Annotated in this window: 12 protein-coding genes; 8 read left to right on the top strand and 4 right to left on the bottom strand. The window is 68.5% G+C overall.

Annotated elements, in window-relative coordinates; all coding sequences use genetic code 11:
- Window positions 1-287: 287 nt before the first annotated feature.
- Window positions 288-3,665: a type ISP restriction/modification enzyme gene (locus GPA10_RS38475; protein ID WP_157169473.1), complete on the bottom strand. Its 3,378-nt coding sequence runs from the start codon at window positions 3,663-3,665 to the stop codon at window positions 288-290.
- 210 nt (window positions 3,666-3,875) lie between these two features.
- Here GPA10_RS38475 and GPA10_RS43160 point away from each other — a divergent pair, with 210 nt between their 5' ends.
- Entirely contained in the window at window positions 3,876-4,085 is a 210-nt protein-coding gene (locus GPA10_RS43160; protein ID WP_246260501.1) for a hypothetical protein, read from the top strand.
- Window positions 4,086-4,268: 183 nt separating this feature from the next.
- On the opposite strand, the gene GPA10_RS38465 is transcribed toward GPA10_RS43160, so the two are convergent.
- Window positions 4,269-5,741, bottom strand: a complete 1,473-nt coding sequence (locus GPA10_RS38465) for an MFS transporter (RefSeq protein WP_157169472.1) — start codon at window positions 5,739-5,741, stop codon at window positions 4,269-4,271.
- A 242-nt stretch (window positions 5,742-5,983) separates the two neighbouring features.
- Here GPA10_RS38465 and GPA10_RS38460 point away from each other — a divergent pair, with 242 nt between their 5' ends.
- The 4 genes from GPA10_RS38460 to GPA10_RS38445 all read left to right on the top strand — a co-directional run bounded on the left by GPA10_RS38460 (window position 5,984) and on the right by GPA10_RS38445 (window position 16,704).
- The gene (locus tag GPA10_RS38460) at window positions 5,984-6,550 is read left to right on the top strand and encodes a TetR/AcrR family transcriptional regulator (RefSeq protein WP_157169471.1); all 567 of its coding nucleotides are present in this window, start codon (window positions 5,984-5,986) and stop codon (window positions 6,548-6,550) included.
- Window positions 6,551-6,873: 323 nt separating this feature from the next.
- The gene (locus tag GPA10_RS38455) at window positions 6,874-8,049 is read left to right on the top strand and encodes a protein kinase domain-containing protein (protein ID WP_343041796.1); all 1,176 of its coding nucleotides are present in this window, start codon (window positions 6,874-6,876) and stop codon (window positions 8,047-8,049) included.
- Window positions 8,050-8,195: 146 nt separating this feature from the next.
- Complete coding sequence (locus GPA10_RS38450) at window positions 8,196-11,189, top strand: SNF2-related protein (protein ID WP_343041795.1); 2,994 nt, start codon at window positions 8,196-8,198, stop codon at window positions 11,187-11,189.
- 1 nt (window position 11,190) lies between these two features.
- Window positions 11,191-16,704, top strand: a complete 5,514-nt coding sequence (locus GPA10_RS38445) for a DNA methyltransferase family protein (protein WP_343041794.1) — start codon at window positions 11,191-11,193, stop codon at window positions 16,702-16,704.
- A gap of 66 nt (window positions 16,705-16,770) precedes the next feature.
- Here the strand turns inward: GPA10_RS38445 and GPA10_RS38440 are convergent, their stop codons facing one another.
- Complete coding sequence (locus GPA10_RS38440; protein WP_157169470.1) at window positions 16,771-16,968, bottom strand: DUF397 domain-containing protein; 198 nt, start codon at window positions 16,966-16,968, stop codon at window positions 16,771-16,773.
- The gene (locus tag GPA10_RS38435) at window positions 16,965-17,816 is read right to left on the bottom strand and encodes a helix-turn-helix domain-containing protein (protein ID WP_058845455.1); all 852 of its coding nucleotides are present in this window, start codon (window positions 17,814-17,816) and stop codon (window positions 16,965-16,967) included. The genes GPA10_RS38440 and GPA10_RS38435 overlap by 4 nt, the downstream gene beginning before the upstream one ends.
- Window positions 17,817-17,975: 159 nt before the next feature.
- On the opposite strand from GPA10_RS38435, the gene GPA10_RS38430 reads away from it, so the two are divergent.
- The 3 genes from GPA10_RS38430 to GPA10_RS38420 all read left to right on the top strand — a co-directional run bounded on the left by GPA10_RS38430 (window position 17,976) and on the right by GPA10_RS38420 (window position 20,980).
- Window positions 17,976-18,428, top strand: coding sequence for an ATP-binding protein (locus tag GPA10_RS38430; protein WP_157169469.1), 453 nt, complete (start codon window positions 17,976-17,978; stop codon window positions 18,426-18,428).
- 70 nt (window positions 18,429-18,498) lie between these two features.
- Complete coding sequence (locus GPA10_RS38425; RefSeq protein ID WP_157169468.1) at window positions 18,499-19,806, top strand: DUF262 domain-containing protein; 1,308 nt, start codon at window positions 18,499-18,501, stop codon at window positions 19,804-19,806.
- On the top strand, window positions 19,799-20,980 hold the full coding sequence (locus tag GPA10_RS38420) for an AAA family ATPase (protein ID WP_343041793.1): 1,182 nt from the start codon (window positions 19,799-19,801) through the stop codon (window positions 20,978-20,980). Before GPA10_RS38425 ends, GPA10_RS38420 begins: the two co-directional genes overlap by 8 nt.
- Window positions 20,981-20,991: the final 11 nt, after the last annotated feature.

The raw sequence follows: 20,991 nt of genomic DNA, 5'->3' as shown, positions 1-20,991 counted from the left end.
AGTCTGCGAAGTAGGCCCCCTGAACTACGGTTACGCGGTATTCGTCGACTGCTCGACCTGCGGCAGGTCATTTTGCGGGACACGGCGTCGCTCGGGAGTCTTGACGCTCGAACGACGCTCGTTCTGAGCAGTTGCGAGCCCCATGATGCTTCGAGCTTGTCCTCGCGCGATGCGGAACGCGGGCCTGGAGTCGCCGATCGAAGCCAGGTCGCATCCTGCGAGCGAGGCCCGTACGACACGCCCTCGCTTGGATATTGCGAGCGTCAGGCACTCGGGTTGGGCGGGTGTCAGTCCGAGAAGTCGAGGCTCTCCTGATCAAGGCCAGGGGTGCGTCGTGACTTCCGCGGCGGTTTCGGTTCCTTGGTCGCGTAGGCAGGTACGGGCAGGATGCCCTCGTCCCGTAGGTCGTCGGTGGTGATGAGCGGACCGCTGCACACGGCGTCCAGCAGCCGGGCCTGTCGGGGTTCGAGGGCTACGAGGAGCCCGAGCGCGTTGATGAGGTCGAGTAGATCAACGGTCCATCGGGCAGGCCAGGTCGGGGGCAGGATGTCGTTCAATGGCGTCTGCCGTTCCACGTCCGGCTTGCGTTTGCGGAAGCTGAACCACTTGCGGATCACCTGCACCCCACCGATCCGATAGTTCCAGACTTCCGGTGCCACCGGAGATATGCAGCCCGTGCCCACGGTGAGAGTTCGCGTGGACACGTCGTAAGCGATGTCCTCAGGTAAGCCGTCGTCCTCTCCGACCATGACGACGCATTCCGGTTGTTCCTCTGGGGGAAGCCTCGGGGTCGATCCAGGTGAACTGTTGTCGTGGGCGGCGAAGCGCTGGCCGTACGTGTGGACCCACACCGTGCGCCTGCCCACTTCCACGACCTCCGCCCATAGAACAGGGTCGCGAGTGATAGGGATACGGGCACCCCGCTCGGCGAGGTTCGCAGCGAAGCGGCGGGTGTAGCCGCTGTGGCCGGCCGTTCCCGCGATGTACGCGAAGAGATCCTCGGCGGTGACCGTCACGCCCTGTGTCTTGGTGAGCAGTCGCAGCAGGCCAGGAGTCACGTTCGGTTCAGCGCGGTAGGGGTGGCGGTAGAGAGGGGCGACGCGGCCGCCTTCGGTGCCTTTGAAGTGGTGGATGTCGGGCAGAAGGGCGGTGAAGCTCACCGCCGGGCCCGGGCGACCTGACTCCGTGTGCAGTTCGGACAGGTAGATCTGGTGCTGGTCATTGTGGGCGAACCACAAGGCTGGCCGCGGCCGGTCGATCACTCTCCGGTCCGCGATCACGTATTGACGGTCAAAGGTCATTCGCCCGTACGGTACAACGACCGGAATCGTTTCCTTCTCCTCGGCGAGGGGGCCCTTCTCCTGCTGGCCGGGCAGGGGTGGTTCGGGCTTGTCCGGTCGGCGGTCTCCGGTGCTCTTCAACAGCGCCGCCTTGGTCTCTGCCGGCGCCTGGACGAGCCTGCGCCAGCGCCTGTTCAGAACCTCCCGGCTGGGTGAGACGGGCCAGGTGCGATTGTTCTTGTTGCCGGAGTTCGTCCAGGGCAGCAGGGCGTCAACCGGTGGCATTGCCGACCACTGGGAGTCAGACGTGACGTGAAAGGGCGCGGTCCACTGCGGGGGGCAGGGCTGCCAGGAGGTCCCGTCGCGATGGCCGCCGAGACCAAGTCCTTCCAGCCAGTCGAACTTCTCCTCGCGTGTGCCCGCGGGGACGTCGAGTCGCCAGATCCGTGCTGGTGTAGCCACGTCCGGGGCGCCACGGCGGACGAAGACGGCGATGCAGATCTCCCGCTTGACGTCCTGGAAGACGCGGGTGCGCGTGTCGGAGTAGGCGCCCTCGGGGGAGAGGCCGATGACCCAGCCCTCGTCGGCGGCCTCGCGCAGGTAGTGGCGCATGCCCGCCGAGCCCTCACTGTCCAGGTACCCGGAGTTGGTGATGAGGGCGACGATCCCACTGGGAGCCTTCGGCGCTCCCGAGGCGGTCAACTGGTCGAAGACCTTCCATGTGGACCACGCCCAGAAGTAGACGTAGAGGTTGTCGAGGGCATATCCGACGCGTCCGTTGTCCTCTGGGTGGAAACGAGCGAGGATGGGCCCCTGACCGTTGGGGTTGCCTTCGGTGACCCAGCGTCCGACGCCCGATTGCTTTGCGCCCCGCAGGTAGGGCGGGTTACCGATGACCACCATGACCTTCTCGTCCGCTTTGATCTTGTTCGCCATTCGGCGGTGACGGGCGATCGCCTCGTACATGAAGCCCAGGTGGTGCTCGACGGCGGGATCGTCGAGTGTGTCGGCTACCAGAAGCCTCGGCGGGCGGCGCGTGACGTCGGCGTCGTGGGACCGGAAGGCGTGGTGCACACGGAGTTCGGCGACCGCGTACGGCCCGGTCTGTTTCTCCAGCCCGACTAGCCGGTTCGAGAGTTCCCGCAGAAGACCGGACTTGAGCGTCCTGCCGTATTTCAGTGACAGGGACTTGGCGACGTGGCCGATGATGTTGATGAGGAAGGTCCCGGTGCCCATGGCCGGATCAACGACGGTGACGTCCTCGCTTCCGTACCCGTCCTCCTGGCCGAGCCGGTCACGCAGCACCTCGTCGGTGAAGCCGACCATGAAGCGGACGACCTCGCCAGCCGTGTAGTACGTACCCGTCCTCCGTCTCAGTTCGGGGTCATAGGCGCTTAGGAAGCCCTCGTACAGGTGGAGGTAGGCGTCTCCGGTCTCGTCCTTGAACATCTCTGGGGCGACGGCCGATACGACGTCGATCAGTGGGTCGATGATGCCCCTCAGATCGTCGAGGGCGTCGTCCGTCAGCACCGCCAGCGCCTTACCCATCAAGGAATGCCGCTTGCCCAGTCGGACCGCGACCTCGGGGAGCGTGAGCCTGCTCAGATCAATGTGTTCAAGACGAGCCAGCAGCATGGCAAACGTCAGCGTCTGACTGTATTGGTCCGCGAACTCTTCCGGGCGAGCGTCGGGGAAGAGCAGGTCCTTCCAGTTGTCGGCCAGGATGGAGAACGCGGCGTGAGCCTGTCCACGCTCCTCGCGGGTGAGGCGTTCGGTGACATCGTCACGCAGCAGGGCGCAGATGCCCGCGATGCGTTTGACCAGTTCGCCGATGTTGTCGTGGACGATGGGCGTCGGCAGGAAGAAGCGCGTGAGGGCACGCTCGAACCCGGCGTCCGCGACGACGGGTTGCCGACTACTGGAATCGAGGTCTCCGACCAGGATTCCGGTCGGGCAGATCGGTACGCCGAATCGGTAGACCGCCCACTGGTATCCGTCGGTGTACAGCACATTGTGGAGGGCCTTGATCTTCTCCCACTGTTTGCGGTCATGGCTCTTCACCGGCCACTTCTCCGGATCGGCCCCCGAGCCCGGCTGTTTCAGCTCGACGTGCCCTATAGTCCTACCGCCGCAAGCGATGGCGAAGTCGGGTCGGATCCCGAGTTCCTTGATGCGACTCTGACCGTGCACGATGAGCTTGAGGCGTTGCCGCGAGGCCATACCGCGCAGCAGTTGCTCCACCGGCGCGGTCAGGGTGTCCTCTCTGCTGCTGACCGCTCCTGCGGGACCTTGCAGCTTGGCCCTGACTTCCTGGCCGAACCGGGCGACGAGGCCCGCGACCGACTCGGTCGTGCCCTTTTCTGCCCAGACGTCCCCTCTTGCCATCGGCCCCCCAGGTCGCACCATGCCGACGATCAGACCTGTATAGAATGCCCATGACATCCCAAGTAGCAAACACCGGAGGATGTGGGTTGATTAGCGGCATTCGGCCAGCGCCCCCGCTGCTGCTCGCGGAGATTGTCTACGTTGCGGCGTTCGAGCTCGGCCGTGCCGCGGCGCTCAGTGCTGTCGACGGCATCCGCCACTGGGTGTGACATGGCCGTGTCGTTCCATCCCGAGATCACGGAGGACGACCCGGGTGCGGTCCGCTCGGTGCGCGTCCACGATCGCGACTTGGGCCTAAACCTCGCAGGTGCGTACAACAGTGACGCGGCACTCAGCCGCGACCGGCGCGATCGTCTGATGGCCCGGCCTTTGGGGCGGCGCAAGTCGTTCCGGGGGCTGCCCAACGACCTGCCGGTCTGATATCGGCCGGCGTCTGGCTGTGTCATTCGCTGGATTTCGCTGGACGTGACGCTCGTACCCCTCTCGGACTCCCTTGATGGGGCGGGGAACTCTACTGATCTGTGGTGGCGAACTGCCTCCACCGGTCTCAGAAGTCTCAGAAGGGGCGTTGTCGGTCCACGACAGCGATCGTCCTTTGAGCGTTCAACGGCGTTCCGCAGGTGCCTCGTTCGCGGTGGCGACCGCATCTGACCCCCCGGAATGCCCCGCAGCCGCGGAGGCTTCCGCTGGGTGGGACTTCGTCAGCCACAGGCCGGTGAACACGGCGGTGGCCACGGTGACGGAGCCGGCCGCGAGGAAGGCGCTGTTGAGGCCGGTTTCGAAGGTGGCGCCGCCGGACTGGCGGGTGCGGACGACGGCTCCGAGGAGCGCCACGCCGAGCACCGCGCCGATCTGCCGGGTGGTGCTGCTGACGCCCGACGCGAGTCCGCCTTCCTGCGGGCTGACCGCCTGGATGGCGGCGCCCGTCAGCGGGGACAGGGTCAGGGCGAAGCCGATGCCGGTGAGTGTCAGCCGCCACCACACGTTCCCGTAGCCGGTGTCGGCGTGCACCGTGCCGAGCGCCAGCAGGCCAAGGCCGGCCAGGGCCAGGCCGGTGGTGACGACGACGCGGAAGCCGTACCTGGCGGCGAGACGGCCCGCGTACGGGCTGACGAGCACCATCGCGAGGGACATCGGCAGGGTCTGCAGGCCGGCGCGCAGGATCGAGCTGCCCTGGACGTACACGAAGAACTGGGAGAAGAAGAACGACGAACCCATGAGCGCGAAGCCCACCACGACCATGGCGGTGTTGGACATGGTGAACAGACGCTGCCGGAACAGCCCCAGCGGCAGCATCGGAGCACAATGGTGCGCCTCGACGGCGACGAAGGCGGCGAGGAGGATCACCGCGGCGGCGAAGCTGCCGAGGATCACCGGCGACGTCCAGCCGCGGACACCGCCCTCGATCAGTCCGTAGGTCAGTACCCCCACCGCCAGAACGGACAGCACCGTGCCCGGGACGTCGATGGCGTGGGCGCTCGGGTTGCGGGACTCGTCGAGATGCCGCAGGCCGACCAGCAGCAGAATCGCGCCGATGGGCAGATTGACCAGGAAGATGGCGGGCCAACCGAAGGCTTCTGTCAGCACGCCGCCCGCCACGGGGCCCGCGGCCAGTCCGATGCCGCTGAGTCCGGCCCACAGCCCGATCGCCTTGATCCGTTCTTGCGGCACGGGATGCGCGGCGGCGAGCAGGGCGAGCGAGGCGGGGCTCAGCGCCGCGGCCCCGATGCCCTGGAGAACCCGGCCGGCGACCAGCCAGCCCAGTGAGGGCGCGAGGCTGCACAGCAGCGACGCGGCGGTGAACACCGCCACACCGGTCAGGTACACCCGCTTGCGGCCGAACCGGTCGGCGAAGACGCCGCCGGTCAGCAGCAGCATGGCGACCAGCAGTACGTACGCGTCGACGATCCACTGCAGACCGGTCAACTGCGTGTGCAGCCGGTGCTGCATGTCGGGCAGCGCCGCGCCGACGATCGTGTTGTCGAGCAGGACCATGAACTGGCCGAGACAGGTCACCGTGAGCAGCGCGGCTCGGTTGTTCGATCGACTGCCTGCGGTCGCTTGCGATGCGGCCATGGGGTTCCTCTCGTGAGTCGGTAGTGGGCCCGGTCGGCGCTCGATCGTGGTTCGGTCGGCGCTCGATCGTGGTTCGGTCGCGGGTCAGTCGCGGGTCGGTCGCGGGTCGGTCGCGGGTCGGTCGACACGGGCGGCTATACATCTGAGCTTCCTAAAGCAGTTGGCAACTGCGATAGGCGTGGTGGTGACTATAGGGAGGGGTCTCTCGTAAACGCAAGCGCTGGCTGCGTTAAGGTGGGGGTATGAACGAGCTACCGCGAACCCGGCGGCCCGGCGGGCGCAGTGCCCGCGTCGGCGCGCAGGTGCACCAGGCCGTCACCGAACTGATCGGTGAGCGCGGCTACGGCAACTTCACCGTCGGCGAGGTCGCAGCTCGCGCGGGCGTGGCCGACAGCAGCGTCTACCGCCGGTGGGGCAGCCTGGAAGCCCTGCTCACCGACGTGGCGCTCACGCGTCTCAACGCGCGATCGCCGATGCCCGACACCGGGAGCCTCGACGGCGACCTGCGCACTTACGCGGCCCAAGTGGCGCGCGAAATCACCGGGCCTGACGGTCCGGCGCTGCTGCACCTGGCCTTCGCTCTGTCGAGCAGTGGCCAGGAGGGTCAGCAGGCCGGTGACGACCTCCGTGCCGAACGCACCCGGCAACTGCAGTCGATGCTCGATCGCGCCCGCGACCGCGGCGAGCCCGCACCCGACGCGTACGACGTCCTTGACCATGTCCTGGCCCCGATGTACATCCGCGTGCTGTTCGGCATGGTCCCGCTCACCCCTGACTATGTCGACGGGCTGGTCGACCGGCTGCTGTGATCTCGACCGGGGGCCCGCGACCAGCCGCCGGCACGCTGCCGCCGCCGCCCGCCCCGCCTCATACGTCCATCCGTACGGGGATTCACAGGTGCGGTCGCACCCGCACCCGGCATTCCCTGACCGCCGCATGGCCGCGCGTGAGTCACTTGTGGACCTCGTGCGGTCCGCTTCGGCCTCGCGTGGTCCGCGTCGGCCGTGCGGGGGAGGCGTGGATAAACTCCCGGATCACGCACGAAACTGCTGTAGCGCGTGATCGGGTGGGGCGCGCGATCGGGCAGCACGCGTGTTCGATCCGGCCACCGAACAGGGAAGGTCCGCACGCCGTGGAGCCATTGAGGGACGACGACCCGCGGGCCATCGGCGTGTACACGCTCGTACGCCGGCTCGGTGCGGGAGGCATGGGGCAGGTCTACCTCGGTGAGTCACCGGCGGGGCAACTGGTCGCCGTGAAGGTCATCAAGCCTTCGGTGCTCGATGAGGACAGCAGGGCCCGGTTCCTTCTCGAAGTGGACAGCCTCAAGACGGTGTACGGGCCGTTCATCGCCTCGTTCGTCGCCGCGGACGCTCACGCGGAGCGTCCCTGGCTGGCCGTCGAGTTCGTGCCCGGACCGGACCTTCTCGCCCATGTCGTCGAGCACGGCGTGCTGTCGCTCGTGGAGACGGCGAGCCTCGGTGCGCTGCTCGCGGAGGGGCTCGCAACCGTGCACGAGGCGGGGCTGCTGCACCGTGACCTCAAGCCGCAGAACATCCTGCTCGCCCCGACCGGCCCCAAAGTGATCGACTTCGGTCTCGCTGTCCTTGCGGAGCGGCGCTCCACGCTGACCGCCACCGGCGTGGTGGTGGGTTCCGTACGGTGCATGCCGCCCGAGCAGACTCAGGGCGAGCACCACCTGACGACGGCCGCGGACGTCTACGCCCTCGGTGCGGTCCTGCTGTACGCGGCCACCGGCCACTACCCCTACACGGGCGGTAGCTGGCAGGCGATCGCCCGGCGGATCGAGGACCCGGCCGTCCCGCCGGATCTGAGCGGTCTGCCGCCTCAGCTGGAGCCGCTGCTCGTCGCGATGCTCGCCCTCGACGCCGCCGAACGGCCGACACTGACGGAGGTCACCGCGCGACTCGTCGCTATCATGGCGGGGCAGGGACTGACAGCCGGACAGGCGAAGCGACGGCTCACGGCACAGGCTTCCAGGGATCCTTTCCCCGAGGCCCCCGGCCCCGCATTCCCTGAGATCCACGCGATCCCGGAGCTGCCGGACCCTCCGTTCGGCTACACCCCGACCCTGGTGGACGTCGCCGTGCGCGAGGAGGGCGAGCCCGCGCCCGACTGGGAGCGAGCCGCGTCATCGGAAGCGAGCACCCCGCCCGAGGAAGTCCCCGTCCCTGTGTCGGAGGAACCCGGGACCGTCCGGCCCGCTCGCCGGCGCGGAGGGCCTTCCGAGCCGTTGCGGATCGCCGAGGGGCTGCGGGCCGCGTACGCGAGCGACGCGCGCTTCTGAGGCGCCTCCCCTTCAGTTCGTGCCGGAGCTTCGGCCGCACCGGGATTCCCGTCCGGCCCGCGTATGCCCCGTGACAAAATCGGTGCGTACTGAACTGGGGCGTGATCACGCCGCATTTCCCGGCCCGAGCAACGGAGTGACGACGGGTGGCAGAGCAGGGGCAGACACGCTATCCGCCCGGAGCCCAGATCCTCGTACGCGATGAGGAATGGCTGGTCAGGGCGGTGCGGAGGACCGATCACGACGGTGACCGGATCGAAGCCACCGGTGTCTCGGAGTTCGTACGGGACGAGGAGGCGGTGTTCTTCACCGGCATCGACACCGGGATCGAGCTCCTGGAGCCCGAGAAGACGCGGCTGGTGCCCGACACCTCCTCCTACTTCCGGCGCGGTCGGCTCTTCCTGGAAGCCGTCCTGCGCAAGACGCCGCTGCCGCAGACCGAGCGCGGCCTGGCGCTGGCCGACCGCTTCCTCCTCGACCCGCTCCCCTACCAGCAGCGCCCCGCCGAGCTGGCCCTGTCCCTGCGCAACCTCCGCCCCCGCATCCTCATCGCGGACGTCGTCGGCCTCGGCAAGACCCTGGAGATCGGGCTCACTCTCGCGGAGCTGATCCGCCGCGGACGCGGGGAGCGGATTCTCGTGGTGACTCCGCAGAGCGTCCTGGAGCAGTTCCAGCACGAGCTGTGGACGCGGTTCTCGATCCCGCTGGTACGGCTCGACTCGCTGGGCATCCAGCGCATCCAGCGCGAGATCCCGGCGGGCCGCAACCCCTTCACCCACTACAAACGCGTGATCATCTCCGTGGACACGTTGAAGAACATCGGCCAGTACCGCCACCACCTGGAGCGCATCCAGTGGGACGCGGTCGTCATCGACGAGTCCCACAACCTCATCAACCAGGGCAGCCAGCGCCGCGCCCTCGCCGAGACGCTCACCCCGCGCACCGACGCCCTGCTCCTGGCGAGTGCCACTCCCCACAACGGCGACAAGCGCTCCTTCGCCGACCTCGTGTCACTGCTCGACCCCGCCGCCATCGTGGACCGTGATCACTACGATCCGGCGGAGGACCTGGGCCACCTCTTCATCAGGCGTACGAAGATCAGCCCGGAGGTCCGTAACGGCATCGGCACGGAGTGGGCTGACCGGGGCCCCACCCGCTCGCTGCGCTGCCCGGCCAACGAGGCCGAGGAGCGGATCTTCGCCGAGCTGACCGAGCACTGGCTGCCCGCGCCGTCCGGCAGCACCGACTTCGGCACCGCGGACCAGGAGCGCACCTCGGTCAGCACGGACCCGCTCTTCGCATACAACGTGCTCAAGACGTTCCTCTCCTCCCACAAGGCGCTGGGAGAGCTGGTCGACCGGCGCGTCACCTCGCTCGGCGACCGGGTGCGCAAGGCAGCGGGCGACGGGACGCGGCCGGACCCGGCGATCGACGGCGAGCAGGCGGCCCTGGCCCGGCTGCGCGGACTCATCGAGACGATGGGCGACGGCAGCGCACCGGGAGACTCCACCAAGCTCGACACCCTCGTCGAGCAGCTGGAACAGATCGGTGTCGGCCCGCGTAGCGACACCCGTGCGGTGATCTTCTCCGAGCGGGTCGAGACCCTCAAATGGCTCGCTGAGAAGGTGCCCGCGCGCCTCGGCTTCACTCCCGACAAGGACGGTGCCTTCAAGGCCGTACGCGTCATGCACGGCGGCGTCGTCGAGGAGCAACAGCGCGTGATACGGGAGGAGTTCAGCCTCGCCGGCGCCCCGGTCCGGCTCCTGTTCGCCGGTGACGTCGCCTCCGAGGGTGTCAACCTGCACCGTCAGTGCCACCATCTGATCCACTACGACATCCCGTGGTCGCTGATCCGTATCGAGCAGCGCAACGGCCGCATCGACCGGTACGGGCAGCGCCATGAGCCGCAGTTCCGGGCGTTGATCCTCACCTCCGACCACCCCGGCGCCAAGGACGACAGGACCGTCGCGGAGAAGCTCCTCACGCGGGAGGAGGAGGCCCACAAGCTCAGCGGCACCGCGGAGGCGGAGACCGGTTACTACCGCGCCGACGAGGAAGAGCGGCGCCTCATCAAGGAGTTGATGGCGGGAGGCACGGTCGAGGGCTTCCTCGCGTCCGCGCCCGCCGCCGACGACACCGATCTCGTGGATCTCTTCGGCCAGGTCGACACCATCACCGACGAGGAGTTGCCGGCCCGGGCCGAGGTGCCCTCGCTGTTCGACGGCGACACGGCGGCCTTCGTCGACACGGCGCTCGCGGAGCTGTACGAGGACCGTGCCGACGACGCCATCGGTCTGTCCCGCAGCAACGACGCCAAGCAGCGCCCCTACTTCTCCCTCTCCCCGAGCATGGCTCCCGACCTGCTGCGCCGCCTCAAGGCCCTGCCGCCCTCCTACCTCAAGGAACAGGGCGTGGCGGAACGCATGATCCTCTCCTTCGACCGGAGCCTCGCCCAGGACAAGCTGACCGAGGCCCGGGAGGCCACGGACACCATCTGGCCCACCGTCTCGTACCTCAGTGACATCCACCCGGTGGTCGAGTGGCTCACCGACAAGGTGCTTGTGCAGTTCGGGCGGCAGGAGGCGCCGGTGATCACCTCCCCGCACGTGCAGCACCCCGTCTTCCTGATCCAGGGGGTCTACTCCAACGCTCTCGGCCGCCCCACGGTCGTGCGGTGGATGGCGGTCAGTGCCGACCCGGACGTTCCCGTGGGGGAGATGACCGACGCGTTGCGCGCGGCGGAAGTGGGCCCCGGCCTCGCCCGCACGGGCGAGCCGCGCGACCTCGGCCACCTCCAGTCGCTGGTGCCCGGCGCGGTGGCGCGGGCCCGCGAGCACCTGGAGGAGTCCAAGGCGGACTGGGCGCGTCAGATCAGCGGGCCGCTCGCCGACTACCGCGAGCGTCTCACCGGCTGGCGCCAGGAGTCCCTGGACTCCTTGTCGGGGGAGAGCACGCGGCGTAAACAGCAGGTCGAGAAGACCGCGGACGAGCAGGCGCATCTCCTCGACCAGTTGAACACCGTGGGGCTTCCCCTGCTGCGGGTCCTCGCCGTCCTGGCGCGGCCCGCCGCCGACGCGGCCCCGGACGAAGCCCCCGACCACCCCACCCCCGGCCACGCCTTCGACCCGGCGGAGAACTGACGTGACGTACGACTCGCTGGTCAACCACGGTGACTACCTCTCGGCGCACTATCTCGCCGAAGTACTCCCCAAGGATCTCAAGGCCAAGGACGGTCTGCTCGCCCGGTGGGCGGAGACCGAGGAGCGGGAGCGGCGCGCCCACGCGGAGGCGGTCGGCAGGGCCAAGTCCGAAGGACACGATCCCGCCACCGTCCCGCCCCGGACACGTACCCCACGTGAGAGCCTGCGGGCCCTGCACGGCCCCTACTTCGCCTCCCGCCCCGAGTTCGCCCGGGACGCGGAAGCCCTCGCCGTGCCCGGCGCCCCGGTTCCCGCGGACTGGACCAAGCGCCTGACCGAGCTGCACCTGGCGACCTTGCGGGCGCTCGGCTTCCACGACGCCCACGAGCAGACGGTCACCGTCCACCGCTCGGGCCACGACCACCCGGTCCAGGTCCTGCACGCCGAGCCCGGTCTGACGGCCGTGTCCTGCGGCTGGACCGACGAGCCGGACGCGGCCCTCGACCCGGACGGCGCGGGCCGTCTGCTGCACCCGGTGTCCCTGGAGGCGTCGGCCCGCCTCACCGACGCGAAGGCGCTCGCGGACTTCCTCTTCGAGTGCGACGAGCCGCCGCGCTACATCCTGCTGCTGGTCGGAGGCGTCGTCGTCCTCGCGGACCGCCTCGCCTGGCACGAGGGCCGCTACCTCGCCGTCGGTCTGGACGCCGCGCTCAATCGGCGTGACGTCCGCAACGGCGGTGAACTCGACACCGTCGCGGCCCTGTTCGGCGCCGACTCGCTGCGCGTCCCCGAGGAGGGCGGCACCGCGCCGCTGGCCGGTTTCGTCGACAAGTCCGGCAAGCACGCGGTCGGTGTGTCCACGGAACTGCGCGAGGGCCTGCGCCTGTCCGTCGAGTGGATCGCCAACGAGGTCCTGGCCCGGCTGCGGTGCCAGGGCGTCACCCCCGACAAGATCGACGAACCGGCTCGCCTCGCCAAGGAACTCAGCCGCGAGTCGCTGCGCTACCTCTACCGCATCCTGTTCCTGCTGTACGCCGAAGCCCAGCCGTCCCTCGGCATCCTGCCGGCCGACGACCCCGAGTATGCCCGGGGCTACGGCCTCCAGCGCCTCGGTGACCTCGTCGTCCGGGACCTGGTGGGCGAGCGGTCCCGGCGTGGTTTCCATCTGTACGAGTCCCTGGACCTGCTCTTCCGGCAGGTGCAGAAGGGCCACCGGGAGTTCGGCAGCGAGGACGAGGACCTGGCGGCGCAGGCCGCCGACCGCGCCGCGACCGAGGCCGAGCGGGAGGCCGCCGAACTCTTCGCCGCCGGGGCCATCACCCGCGACGAGCACACCGAACGTGTCCGTGAGGCCGATCGCGCCCGCAAGGCCGCCGCCCGCAGCGCCGATGTCGGCCTGCGCTTCGAGCCGTTGCGCTCCGATCTGTTCGAGCCGGACGCGGTACGTCTCATCTCGGCCGACCGGATCGAGAACCCGGCGTACGAGGAGGGCTCGGACCTGCCCGAGTTCCTGGACACCCGGCTGCGCAACGAGACCCTGCACAAGGTGCTGCGCCGCCTCATGCTCACCAAGGGCAAGGGGCGTGAACGCGGCGGCTTCATCTCGTACGCCCAGCTCGGCATCAACCAGCTCGGCGCGGTCTACGAGGGCCTGATGTCCTACTCCGGCTTCATCGCCGAGGAGGATCTGTACGAGGTGGCCAAGGGCGGTGACGCGTCCGGCGGCAGTTGGATGATTCCCGCCTCCCGGGTCCAGGACTACGCGGACGAGGTGTTCGTCGACCGCCCGCACGAGGAGACCGGCCGGCCTCTGCGTGTCACGCACCCCAAGGGCTCGTTCGTGTACCGCCTGGCGGGCCGTGACCGGCAGACGTCGGCCTCGTACTACACACCGAAGTCCCTGACCGAGGTCACGGTCGAACTGGCCCTCAAGCACCGTCTCGACCAGGACGGCACCACGACGTCCGCCGAGGAGCTGCTCGGCTGGAAGATCTGTGAGCCCGCGCTCGGCTCGGGGGCGTTCCTCAACGAGGCCATCGACCAGGTGGCGGCGGAGTACCTGCGGCGCCGCGAGAGGGAACTCGATCGCCGCGTCGATCCGGAGCAGCGGCCCGTCGAACTCCAGAAGGCCAAGGCGTACATCGCCCTGCACAACGCGTACGGTGTGGACCTCAACGCCACCGCCGTGGAGCTGGCCGAGGTGTCGCTCTGGCTCAACTCCATGCACCCCGGCATGCGCGCACCCTGGTTCGGCCTGCACCTGCGGCGCGGCAACTCGCTGATCGGCGCCGGACGGAAGATCTATCGCGCGGACGCGCTGCCGTACGGCCAGTGGCTGTCGAAGAAGCTTCCGCTGCCGCCCGCCGAACTCCCCTTCCGCGACGGGGCTTTGCCGGACGGCTCCGTGCACCACTTCCTGCTCCCCGCGCTCGGCTGGGGTGCGGTAGCGGGGGAGCCCGAGGCGAAGAAGCTCGCCGAGGAGCAGGCGACAGCCCTCAAGCAGTGGTGCAGGGGAGTGCAGAAGGCACCGAAGGGCAAGCCCTTCGAGGAGAGGGACGACGAGCCGCCGGAAGCCCGGCAGAAGCGTTACGACCGGTGGGCCAAGGCCGCCGCCAAGACCGAGCTGGGCCGGGTGCAGGCGGTGGCCCGCCGGGCCGAGTTCCTGTGGAGCCTCGTCGCCAAGCGCCTGGAACTCTCCGAGCGCAAGGTGTCACGCCGCATCGACGTGTGGGGAGCCGACTGGCTCGGGCCCGCCAGGGAAGCCACCGACAAGAAGCGGGTCCTGGACGACCTGACGGCGGCCGGTACGCCGTACTGGCGCCTGAAGACGGTCATGGACGCCTGGTGTGCGCTGTGGTTCTGGCCGCTGGACCAGGTAGGGCTGCTTGACGGGACTGCGTCCCGGTACGGGGCGGAGGCTGGGGGTCTCGCTGCGGGGGCCGCCGTCGCGCCCTCGCCGGAGGCCGAGCCGAGCGAGCCCGCGCCGGGTGATGTCGCCTGGCAGGCGGTCGGCTTCTTCGACCACCCGGACGGCGAACAGGAGGAACTGCCGGTGTCCGCCCCCGCGTCCGCCGTCGACAACGCGGCGGGGCTCCGCACGAAGCAGCGTTCCGGGAGCGGTGGGCGCAAGGCGCAGATCAGGGAGGACCAGCGGAGGAGCGCCATCCCTCTGAAGACCTTCGGGGACTGGCTGGAGTTCCTGGAGCTGGCTCTCGGTACGCGGGATGCCGGGGGCGACGCCGGGGGTGACGTCTCCTTCCTGGACGGTCTGGACGACCTTCCCGTGGACGAGGCCTTGCCGCTCCTTGAGGCGTACGAGCGGAGCCTCGACGGTGTGATGGGCATGGACTCGCCGTTCAGGCTGGCGGAACGCTTTCCGTGGCTTGACGTGGTCGAGGACATCGCCGGTACGAATGAGGGGGACATAAAGGCGGAGGACGGGCACGGGTTCTTCCACTGGGAGCTGCTCTTCGCGCACGTTTTCCGGGGGGAGCGGGGTGGGTTTGACCTTCAGGTGGGGAACCCGCCGTGGGTGCGGCCGGACTGGAACGAAGGTGTGGTGCTTGCTGAGTTCGATCCGTGGTTCCAGCTCGCGCAGAAGCCCTCGGCGACCACGTGGCGGGAGCGAAAGGCCGATACGTTGTCGCAGAGAGGTGAGCGTAGTCAATACTTGCGTGACCTGGTCGTCACGGTCGGCACCGCCGCATACCTGAGCAACCCGGTTACGTATCCCGTGCTTACAGGAACACGACCGGACCTGTACCGCGCTTTCATGTGCACAACCTGGTCGCATGCGGCCCCCCGGGGCACAGTGGGCCTGATTCATCCTGGCTCACACTTCAGTGGCGATAAGGAGGGTCGAATCCGAGAGGCCGCCTATGAACGGCTGTTGGTTCACGGCGATTTCGTGAACCAGGGCAACCGATTCTTCCCGCCGCCTGTTGGGCACGCCAGTCACTTCGGTGTGCATATCTACGGGCAGGCGGGTCCGATTGGGTTTGACCACCTCTCGTGGTTGGTTTCGGTGGATGCTCTACGGCTGTCAGCGCAGGATGACGGCACCGCGCCTGACCCAGGCATCCGCTATGCCGGTAGTTGGGACGGGCGGCCGCACCGCAAGCGGATCATCCGGGTGACGAGGGAGACACTCGCCCAGTGGCAGCGCCTTACGGGTGAGGAATCTCAGCCTCTTCGTCAGACTCGACTGCTGTCGCCCGTGAGCACGGCTGAAGCTCAGGCCATTCAGGCGATGGCGAATTACTCCACGAGACTTGCTGCGCATGAGCCTCAAATCAGTAGCGGCTACAACGAGAAGACCGCCAAGGATGACGGTCTGATCGGCTACAACCTCCCTGATTCCGAGGGTGCGATCAGCTGCCCGGACGACTGGTCGCAGGTAATCCTCAGGGGGCCGCAAATCGGCTTGGCAAATCCGATGTTCAAGCAGCCCAGCCAGGGCGCAGGTGAGCTCTTGGGGCTTAACCCGATGACGCTCGCGGATGATGCGGTGCCCGAGTCCGAATACGTGTACGTGGCGAAGCCGCATGTGTACCGCGCGGCCCAGGACGTGTGGAGCGATCACCGGAGCCTGGAGGAGTTGCGGGCGTCCGAGCGGGAGGTATCGCGGGCGCGGGCTGCTGTGGCCAAGGTGCGGGAGGTCGCGCCGGAGGCAGTGACGGTGGAGGAGGTGGATGCAGAACTGGTGCGGCGGTTGCGGCGGCCGTATACGGAGTTCTACCGGGTTGCGTGGCGGGAAATGATCGCTCCTGACACTGAGCGCAGCCTCTACACCGCAATCGTCCCGCAGGGCGCGGCACATATCGACCTTGTGCACAGTGCTGTTGTCGGGAGTATGAGGCTCACAGCCCTAACGGCTGGTTTCTGGACCGGAATGCCGGTGGACTACTTGTTGCGTACCACCGGTGTCGGCCACTTGAAGAAGGCGCCAGCGCGAAGGATGCCTGCGCCTGGCCTGGATCACCCGCTCGCGTCAGCACTGCTCCTACGTACGCTTCGCCTCAACTGCCTGACCAGTGCTTACGGCGAACTTTGGCAGGATCTGTATGACCCCTCATGGCCTGGCTACGAGCCCTGGGCACACGACTGGCCCGGCCTTCAGCCGCTGCACAGCGTCACCCCTGTCTGGAACCGCGACACCCCTCTGCGATCCGAGCGTGCCCGCCGAGCCGCGCTCGTAGAGATCGACGCCCTCGTAGCGGTCTGGCTCGGTGTCAGCGCCGACGCCCTGGTAGCCATGTACAAGTCCCGCTTCCCGATCATGCAGGACTTCGACGCGGTGACGTGGTTCGATGCCAACGAGCGCAAGATTGCCGGAAGTCGCCACACCTACGGCCACGGCCAGACCAAGCAGGACTACGAGCACTTCCTCGCCTACCAGAAGGGTGAGCGCCCCGAGCCCCCCGAGGGCTACACCGCCCCCTTCTACAAGGCCGAACGCGAAGAGGAGATGCGCGCCGCGCACGCCGTGTTCACGGAGCGGCTGCGGAAAGCTTAAGCAAAGCGCCCCGCACGGGACTTGAGTCCCGTGCGGGGCGCTTGCGATACGGCAGCGGCCTCAGCCCTAGCTCGCGTACGCGAGGAAGCTCCGCCACGTCTCGGGCGCCACGGCGAGCTGGGGGCTCCGGCGCAGCTTGGAGTCCCGTATGCGGACTGTCGTGACCGGCTCAGCCTCCGCCCCACACATCGCCACCTCGACGCAGCTGTCTCCCTCGGAACCGCTGTAGCTGCTCTTGAACCAGGCCAGTTCGGACGTGCTCATAGCGCTCCTCGCATCCGCTTCAGCAGGCCCAGGGAGTCTTCGGGAGTGAGGGCCTGCGAGCGCATCTTTGCATAGCGTTGTTGCAGCACGCTGATCTCTTTCAAGTCGGTGATCAGCCGCCCATTCTTCTGCCCCTCCGAGTACCCGTACCACCGACGTTCCGGCGTCTCCGCCAGCTGAAGCGGGCCATCCATACCCGCATGCACAGGCTGCCGCAGCGGCATCAGCTGGAACTCCACGTTCCAGTGCCGCTCGACCACATCCACGAGGTGGTCGAACAGCTCCCGCGTCACCTCCGCCCCGCCCGTATGCCGCTCAAGCACCGCCTGCTCCACGATGAAACTGAACGCCGTCGGTGGCTTCCGGGTCGTGGCCAGCAGGTGCTGGCGGGCCAGGCGTGCCGCGACGCGCTCGGCGAGCTGCTCCTCGTCCGGGAGCGGCGGCACGCTGAACGACACCGCCCGCGCGTACGCCTCCGTCTGCAACAAGCCGGGCACCACCCGGCACTCGTAGGTGTAGAGGCTCACCGCCTCCGCCTCGAACCTCGCCCAATGTCTGAACCAGTTCGCGAGGCCCGGCTGCCGTGACAGGTGCCGGGCCGCACCGCGCAGCGCCCCGAACGCGTCCAGGATCTCCTCCGCCCGCCCGACGAAGTCCGGCTGCGGGTAACGGCGGCCCTGTTCGATCTTGGCGATCGTCTGGACGGAGTAGGGGACGAGTTCGGCGTACCCCTCCTGTGTCAGGTCCGCCCGTTTGCGGAAGGCCTTGAACACTTCGCCGAACGTCCTGAGACTGTCCGACACCTCCGGCTCGCTGCCGCTCGCCGTCCCGCTCGTACCGCCCGCCATACGAGGTCACCTCCCGTACGCCTGCCCCGTACATCACTCTCGACGCACACATGGTTACGGTCGGTCGAGAACCCTGTCTACTCTGTGTACTCGTACTCTCCGGCAGAGTACGAGTCGTCGATCTGGCCCAAAGGCCTTGTGCGCAGCGACGTTGAGGCCATGACGCCTTCCCCCACGCGGCAGACTCCGGTTACCGTACGTGTGTTCACTCAGCGATTCAGCGCCACCCCACGCGGCGCCCGTCTCGCCCGCCACCTCGTTCTGCACCGACTGGACGCCTGGGGTGTTCCCTACGGCTGCGACACCTCGGACGCCGCCGCGCTCCTGGTCGCCGAGCTGGCCGCCAACGCCGTCACCCACGGCCGTGTCCCCGGCCGTGATATCGAGGTGTGCCTCACCGTGGACACCTACGCGGGCGTCCTCCGGATCGACGTGTCGGATGCCCGGGGCGAACGGCGGCCCGAAGGAGCGGCCGGTGTCGCCGTACCGCCCGGCACGGCGGAGGGCGGTCGCGGGCTGCTGCTCGTCGCGGCGCTCGCCGACCGGTGGGCCGTCCTCGATCGGCTGCCCGTCGGCAAGACGGTCCGCGCCGAACTGGATCTGCCTCGCTGACGCGCTCACCCGCCGTCTATAGGCTGGTCACGGACCAGGGACGGTACGGCGGGAGACGGGACGGGGAGCCATGGCAGGGCTTGAGGACAGCGGCAGCGGGCGGGCCTCCGGGCGCGGGCGGGCTGTCGGGTACCAGCGCTACCAGTTCCCTGCCGAGGACGAGGAGCAGCTCCAGCCCGGACTCTTCCCGTCGCTGCACGGGCCCGTCGAGGTCGGCGGCGACGGGCTGCCGACCGGTGTGGAACTGGAGCAGCCGGCCGACGAGGAGAGCGTGGCGCACGGGCCGGACGCGGCGCGTGGCGCCGACGAGATCCTCGCGCCCTTCCGGCCCGAGAGCATCAGGATCGAGACCCAGACGACCACCGTCGATCTTCTCCTGTCCCGCCTGCGGGAGGGGATGATCGACCTCGCGCCCGACTTCCAGCGCCGGGCGGGTATCTGGACCGACGTACAGCAGAGCCGACTCATCGAGTCACTGCTGCTGCGCATCCCCATCTCGTCCTTCCACATGGCGCAGGACGAGGAGGACCACTGGGCCGTGGTCGACGGCATCCAGCGCCTCACGGCCATCGCCCGGTTCATGGACCCGGACACCGTGGGCATGTCGCCCCTGAGGCTGCGCGGGCTCGACTACCTCGGGGACTTCCACGGGCACGGCTACCAGGACCTGACAGGGCGGCTGAAGATCAGGCTGCGTGAGACGCAGCTCGTCGTGCACATCGTCCAGCAGGGCACCCCGGAGGCAGTGAAGTTCAACGTCTTCGCCCGGATCAACACCGGGGGGATGCCGCTCAAGCCGCAGGAGATCAGGCACGCCCTGATCGGCGGCCCGGTGCGCGGCTTCCTCGCCGACCTCGCCGAGGACCCGGCCTTCGGCGACGCCACCGGGAACAGTGTCTCGAACGAGCGGATGGCCGACCGGGAAATGGTCCTGCGCTTCCTGGCGTTCCGGCTGACCGACCCCGCCCGGCACACGCAGCGGGACTTCGACCAGTTCCTCATCGGCGCCATGCACCTCGTGAACCGGCTGAGCGACGAGGAGCGGGAAGATGAGGCCCTGGCGTTCCGCAAGGCGATGCGGTGCGCGGCGCGGGTCTTCGGTGAGCACGCCTTCCGGAAGTGGCACGGCGGGAAGGGCAAGTCGCCCATCAACAAAGCCTTGTTCGAGACAGTCGCGGTCAATCTCGCCAACCTGAACGATCACGAGCGTGAGGTGCTGGTAGCGTCGCGTGACAGGGTGCTCGACGGCTTCTTCGAGCTGATGAAGGACTGGGACTTCGACCGCGCCATCTCCGTCGCCACGGGCGACACGAAGAAGGTGCACACCAGGTTCGCTCTGATGGCACAGCTCTTCCGGGGGGTAGTGGACGGTGATTGACCAGCTGACGCTGACGAACTTCAAGGCGTTCCAGCACCTGGACCTCGGGCTGGGTCCCCTCACCCTGCTGACCGGCCTCAACTCCTCCGGCAAGAGCAGCGTCCTCCAGGCGCTCGGCCTCCTCCAGCAGTCCTATACGGCCGGTGACTTCGACGACGTACGCGACCTCGTGACGGCGGCGGGATCCGGGGACATCACCACCACCGACAACGGGTTTCTCCTCAACGGTGAACTCGTCTCCCTCGGCACCGGCCGCGACGTCCTGCACGAGGACTTCACCGGGGACGACCCGGCCATCACCCTCGCGGTGAGCGAAGGCGCGTACCGGTACTCCTGGACCGTGGCCTACGAAGCGGAACAGAACCTGCTGCCGCTGACCGGTGTCGACATTCCCCTCATCAGCGAAGGCGGAAAGGCCCCGAAAGGCGCGGCGGCCGTCGTCCCCGCGTACTTCACCGCCGGATTCCAGTACCTGCACGCCGAACGCATCTCGCCCGCCGAGTTCTACCCCCGGGACCACCACGCGGTCGTCGGGCGCGGCTTCCTGGGCGTGAAGGGCCAGCACACCGTCAACCACCTGCGGTTGCGAGGCAGGGAGTACGTGGTCCCCGACGGGCCACTGCTCCACCCGGACGCGGAGTCGGCCCGGCTCCTCGACCAGGCCGCCGCGTGGATGCGCGAACTGTGCCCCGGCGTGGACATCCAGGCCGCCGCCATCGAGGGAACCGACTCCGTGCGCCTCTCGTACGGCTTCGACGGGCCGCGCGGCACCCGGCGGCGCCCCACGAACGTCGGCTTCGGCCTCACCTACGCGCTGCCGGTCGTCGTGGCCTGCCTGACGGCGAAGCCGGGGTCCCTGATCCTCCTGGAGAACCCCGAGGCACACCTCCACCCGCGGGGTCAGACCTGGATGGCCTCCATCGCGGCCGCCGCGGCCGCGCAAGGGGCGCAACTGGTCATCGAGACCCACAGCGACCATGTGCTCAACGGCGTACGTCTCGCCGTGAAGCGCGGAGTGCTGGCGCCGGACCACACCGTCTTCCACTTCTTCAGGAGCGGTGTCAAGGGCGGCGAGGTGACCACTCCCCGGGTCGACCGCGACGGCATGCTCGACCAGTGGCCGGAGGGCTTCTTCGACGAGGCGGAGAACACCCTCGACGAACTGCTGACCTGAGGGACGGGGCC

Source organism: Streptomyces typhae (genome assembly GCF_009755605.1).
Classification (GTDB): domain Bacteria; phylum Actinomycetota; class Actinomycetes; order Streptomycetales; family Streptomycetaceae; genus Streptomyces; species Streptomyces typhae.
Note: the sequence above shows the minus strand (reverse complement) of the source record. Positions and strands in the feature narration are given on the sequence as shown.